Origin of the sequence: Flavonifractor plautii ATCC 29863 (assembly GCF_000239295.1) — a bacterium.
GTDB classification, from domain to species: Bacteria; Bacillota; Clostridia; order Oscillospirales; family Oscillospiraceae; genus Flavonifractor; species Flavonifractor plautii.
The window spans coordinates 219-4,871 of sequence record NZ_JH417799.1; the positions used below are offsets into that span (position 1 = coordinate 219).

The 4,653-nt window shown below is 63.9% G+C and carries 7 protein-coding genes; all 7 read left to right on the top strand.

Annotation, left to right across the window (positions count from 1 at the left end):
- Window positions 1-600: a DNA/RNA nuclease SfsA gene (gene sfsA / locus HMPREF0372_RS11245; RefSeq protein WP_007492405.1), complete on the top strand. Its 600-nt coding sequence runs from the start codon at window positions 1-3 to the stop codon at window positions 598-600.
- 161 nt (window positions 601-761) lie between these two features.
- Window positions 762-1,085 carry a PadR family transcriptional regulator gene (locus HMPREF0372_RS11250; RefSeq protein ID WP_007492407.1) on the top strand — a complete coding sequence of 108 codons (324 nt, stop codon included), beginning with the start codon at window positions 762-764 and terminating at the stop codon, window positions 1,083-1,085.
- Window positions 1,082-1,399 carry a hypothetical protein gene (locus HMPREF0372_RS11255; protein ID WP_007492409.1) on the top strand — a complete coding sequence of 106 codons (318 nt, stop codon included), beginning with the start codon at window positions 1,082-1,084 and terminating at the stop codon, window positions 1,397-1,399. The genes HMPREF0372_RS11250 and HMPREF0372_RS11255 overlap by 4 nt, the downstream gene beginning before the upstream one ends.
- A complete protein-coding gene (locus tag HMPREF0372_RS11260; RefSeq protein ID WP_007492411.1) occupies window positions 1,396-2,499 on the top strand; it encodes a DUF2812 domain-containing protein in 1,104 nt (367 codons plus the stop codon). Before HMPREF0372_RS11255 ends, HMPREF0372_RS11260 begins: the two co-directional genes overlap by 4 nt.
- A gap of 244 nt (window positions 2,500-2,743) precedes the next feature.
- The gene (locus tag HMPREF0372_RS21070; RefSeq protein ID WP_021633022.1) at window positions 2,744-2,866 is read left to right on the top strand and encodes a hypothetical protein; all 123 of its coding nucleotides are present in this window, start codon (window positions 2,744-2,746) and stop codon (window positions 2,864-2,866) included.
- A gap of 141 nt (window positions 2,867-3,007) precedes the next feature.
- Window positions 3,008-3,604 carry an NAD(P)H-dependent oxidoreductase gene (locus HMPREF0372_RS11265; RefSeq protein WP_007492413.1) on the top strand — a complete coding sequence of 199 codons (597 nt, stop codon included), beginning with the start codon at window positions 3,008-3,010 and terminating at the stop codon, window positions 3,602-3,604.
- Window positions 3,605-4,600, top strand: a complete 996-nt coding sequence (locus HMPREF0372_RS11270) for an asparaginase (protein ID WP_007492414.1) — start codon at window positions 3,605-3,607, stop codon at window positions 4,598-4,600.
- Window positions 4,601-4,653 lie beyond the last annotated feature (53 nt).

Genomic DNA, 4,653 nt, shown 5'->3' on the forward strand with positions numbered 1-4,653 from the left:
GTGGTCTGCCATGTCAAAAATACCGGGCGCTGCCGGGAGCTCCTCACTCCAGGGGCAGTCATCTACTTGCAGGAGAGCGACAACCCAAACCGGAAAACCCGCTATGATCTGATTGCGGTTGAGAAGGGCGGGCTGCTGATCAACATGGATGCCCAGGCGCCCAATCAGGTATTCCGGGAGTGGGCCGAAGGCGGCGGGTTCCTGCCGGGGTTGTCTCTCCTGCGGCCGGAGACGACCTGGGGAAACTCTCGCTTTGATTTTTACTGGGAGTTATCCACCGGGCGGCGCGGTTTTGTGGAAGTAAAGGGCGTCACGCTGGAGGAAAACGGCTATGCCCGCTTCCCTGACGCGCCTACGGAACGGGGGGTCAAACATCTGGAGGAGTTGATCGCTTGTCGGGCCGAGGGCTATGAGACGGCGGTGTGCTTTGTGCTCCAGATGTCCGGCATGCGGGAATTCGCACCTAATGATGACACCCATCCGGCCTTTGGTGCGGCGCTGCGGCGGGCTGCCGCAGCCGACGTGCAGATCCTGGCTCGGGAGTGCATGGTAACGCCCGACTCCATGACGATCGCCGGAGCGGTGCCGGTCCGACTGTAGGGCTGGGGCCTGTCAATGAATGGGAAGGAGAGCAGGCTTAGAGCTAGCCTTTAAACGGAGCAAACGGGGAGCCGGGAACGGCTCCTCTTTTTTGCTTGACTTATATCGAATATCGGTATAGTATGATTATAGCGATATTCGACATATAAGAAGGTGAGCGCGTGGCCCGAAAAAGGCTGGAAACCCTGACCGAGCAGATGTTTTATGTTCTGCTGTCCCTGCGTGGGGAACGGCACGGCTACGGTATCATGCAGGCCATCACCGAGCTCACCGGTGGCCGGGTCAGCGTGGGGGCGGGGACCTTGTACGCTCTGCTGGAGCGCTTTGAGAAAGACGGACTCATCCGCCGCACCCGTACGGAGGACAACCGGAAATACTACATTCTGATGCCGGAGGGGGAGCGGACCCTTCAAAATGAATATGAGCGTATCAAGAAGCAGGCGGCGGACATGGAGCGGGTGCTTCAAAAGGAGGAAGAGTCATGAAGCGGCGTTTTTCCCTGTTTACCTATCCAATGATGGATATGAAGGCGGCGGAGGCTGAACTGAACCGCCGGGCGGCGGCGGGCTGGACGGCGGAGTGGTGCAGGAGACAACTGGGGGCCGCTGGGCAACCGCCTCTGGAGGGGTATGAGGGTGTGTGGCACATCCGGAGCGGGGAGCGAACGGAGACGGCTGACCGGGGAGAATCGGGATGGGTGCTTCAGCGGGGGAATACATTGTTTCGGATGAAGGGCGGCGCGCTTCCAGACGAGATGTGGCTGGACGAAGTGCTGTCTAGGCTGGAGGGAGAGACATGAGGAAGCAAAAGAGTATCCGCTGGTTCCGCTACACCGTCGAGGATGCCAAGGCGGCCCAAGCGGAGCTGGACGAGCAGGCGGAGCGGGGCTGGGAGCTGGAGGAGGTGGGGCTGTTTACCGCCACCTTCCGGCGTGCGGAGCGCCCCCGCCGGTGCTGGGTGGAGCCCGCCCGGTGGAAGAGCGAGCGGAAAAAGGACTGGGATGCCCGGTCAGACTATCTGACCCTCTGCGGGGAGGCCGGATGGGAGCTGCTGGAGGAGGACGGGGGACTGTTTTACTTCCGGGCCAAAGAGGGGACCGACCCCGCTCCGCTCCAGACCGACGAGGATGTAGAGTGGGCGGACGTGTGGAAGAAGGCCCTGGCCGACCAGGTGTGGAGCCTGTCCTATCTGGCCGTCTATTGGTCCATCTGGACCGTAGGGGGGTACATCAGGGAGCACCCCCGCATGTGGGAGCTGTTCCTGTCCAATATCTCCATGGCCATGGCGACCCTTGTGCTGTTGTGGCTGGGAATGGATCTGTTTTTCGTGGTGCGGGTGCTCCGCTACCGGGCAAAATGCCGCCAGGTGGTGGCAGAGGGGGAGCCCTTTCCCGTACCACGGCGGTGGGGAGCCAGACTCCGGGGGATACGCCCGCTGATAGAGGGAGTGCTGATTGCCGTCCTCGTCCTGTGCCTCCTGTTGAGCGTTGGAGAAGGGCAGACCAATTATATAGACGGCTATTCCGCCTATACAAGGGAACAGAACTCCATCGCGGCCGCATCCTTCGAGTATTGCCGCTATGATCAGGAGGAAGGCGATTTGTGGGTGGAGCGGATGGACTGCCGCGCCGGCTGGCTGGCGGAGTGGATCTGTGAGGATTTCCGGGCTGCGGAAGGGGACGAAAAACGACTTCAGCGGGAATTCCACCGGCACAGGCCGACGGCTCTCCGGGCGGTGGAGCTGGGGTTCGACCGGGCCTGGAGCTATTCCAGCGGGGAATATGAGGGCCTGATTTTACGAAATGGAAACCAAGTGCTCCGTATCGAGGGCAATCAGATTGACCTGACCGGTGCCAAAACCCTGGCGGACATCCGCGCCTGGCTGGCGGAAGGGGCGTAGGGGCCGATACCCACAGGCCCCCGGGCGGGTGAGGGCACCTGCCCCTACAGGGGAGCAAATCCGGCGGCAGCGCTCCGGCGTGCCGCCGGAAAAGCGCGGGCGGCCACAAGGGACGCCCCTACGGGGCGCATATCAGACTGCGGCGTAGGGCCGATGCCCCACACAAGAAAGGGGGAAGAATGATGAAGAGGACGATGAGGAAATGGTTCTACTTTGATGGGAGCGATGCCAAGACGGCGGAGGCGTGGCTCAATCGGCTGGGGGCGGAGGGCTGGCGGCTGGGCAGACTCAGCACATGGACGGCATGCTTCTGGCAGACGGGGGAGAGGGTACGCTGCGCCGTGACGACAAGGCGGCGGGGGGATGAGGAATTCCGCGCCCTCTGCCGGAACGCGGGCTGGGGGCTTGGCTCGGATGGCCGGGAGGCTAGTGGAGGCTTGCATCCCGCCATGCCCTGTGATAGGATAGGAGCAGACTGGAAATCCTTCTCTCAGGAGTGTGAATTACGATGGAAAACCTTCTCTTTATCAACGCCTGCGTGCGTGGAGAGCGCTCCCGCACGCTGAAGCTGGCCCGGCGCTTTCTGGACGCCTACCGGGCGGCCCACCCGGATACGGTGATCACCGAGCGGGATCTCTGTGCCGACCGGCTCCAGCCACAGTACCCGGAGGTGCTGGCCGAGCGGGACGCGCTTTGGAGTGCGGGCAAGCTGGAGCAGCCCATGTTTGAGCCCGCCCGGCAGTTCGCGGCGGCGGATAAGCTCGTCATTGCCGCCCCTTTCTGGGATATGAGCTTCCCCGCCATCCTGAAGATCTACCTGGAGCGCATCTCCGTCACCGACCTCACCTTTGGCTACAGCGAGGAGGGGGCCATGGTGGGGCTGTGCCGGGCCTCCAAGCTGCTCTATATCACCACCCGGGGCGGCAACTACGCCGGCACCCCCATGGAGACGGCCACCCCCGTGCTGAAGGCCCTGTGCACTATGTACGGCATCCCGGAGTTCCAGTGTCTGGACGCCGAGGGGCTGGACGATATCCGCAACGACAAGGAGGCGCTTCTGGCCGACGCCGCCCGCCGTGCGGAGGCCCTGGCGGAGGTGTTCTGAGTGCGGCCCCACATCCTGCTGCTGACCACCGGGGGCACCATCGCCTCTCTGCCCACGGCGGAGGGACTGGCCCCCGGCCTGGACGGGGAGGCCCTGGCCGGGCTGCTCCCCCAGGGAATTATGGACTGCTACGACATCACGATTCGGGATATCCTCCACCTGGACTCCTCCAACATCCAGCCGGAGGAGTGGCAGACCATCGCCCGCCACGTCTTTGAAAACCGGATGGAGTACAGCGGCATCGTGATTACCCACGGCACCGACACCATGGCCTACACTGCCTCGGTGCTGTCCTTCATGCTGCGGGGCATCTCCATCCCGGTGGTGCTCACCGGGGCCCAGCTCCCCATGGCCCACCCCCTCAGCGACGGCATGGAGAATCTGCGCACCGCCCTGGCCATGGCGGCCTCCGGCGTGCCGGGGGTGTTCCTGGCCTTCGACCGGAAGGTGATTCTGGGCTGCCGGGCGGTCAAGACCCGCACCACCGACTTCGATGCCTTTGAGAGCGTCAACTGGCCCCTGGCCGCCAATGTGGACGGCAAGGGGCTGCAGATCCACCGGGAGGCCATCCCCGCCACCGCCGGAGCGTGCGCCCTGCGGGACAAGCTGTGCGACAAGGTATTCCTCATCAAGCTCACCCCCGGACTCGACCCGGAGATCTTCGACATGCTGCTCCAGATGCACTACCGGGGCATCGTCATCGAGGCCTTCGGCGCTGGGGGGCTGCACTTCGTCCGGCGGGATCTGATCGCCAAGCTCCAGGCGGCCGCCCGGGCGGGCATGACCGTGGTGGTGTGCTCCCAGTGCCTCTACGAGCCCAGCGACTTCTCCGTCTACGAGGTGGGGCAGAGGGCTCTGGCCCAGGGGGTGATCCAGGGCCGGGATATGACCACCGAGGCGGCGGTGACCAAGCTCATGTGGGTGCTGGGGCAGACCGGCGATCCGGAGATCATCCGGGACTACATGGAGCGCTCCCTGGCCGGGGAGATGGCGTAATCAGACAGCGCGCGGAAAGGGCCCTCCGCCGCCGGAACTTCCGGCGGCGGAGG

Coding starts and splice junctions, on each gene's coding strand:
- HMPREF0372_RS11255 (WP_007492409.1), top strand. CDS start 1,082: ATGAAGCGGCGTTTTTCCCTGTTTACCTATCCAATGATGGATATGAAG.
- HMPREF0372_RS11265 (WP_007492413.1), top strand. CDS start 3,008: ATGGAAAACCTTCTCTTTATCAACGCCTGCGTGCGTGGAGAGCGCTCC.
- HMPREF0372_RS11260 (WP_007492411.1), top strand. CDS start 1,396: ATGAGGAAGCAAAAGAGTATCCGCTGGTTCCGCTACACCGTCGAGGAT.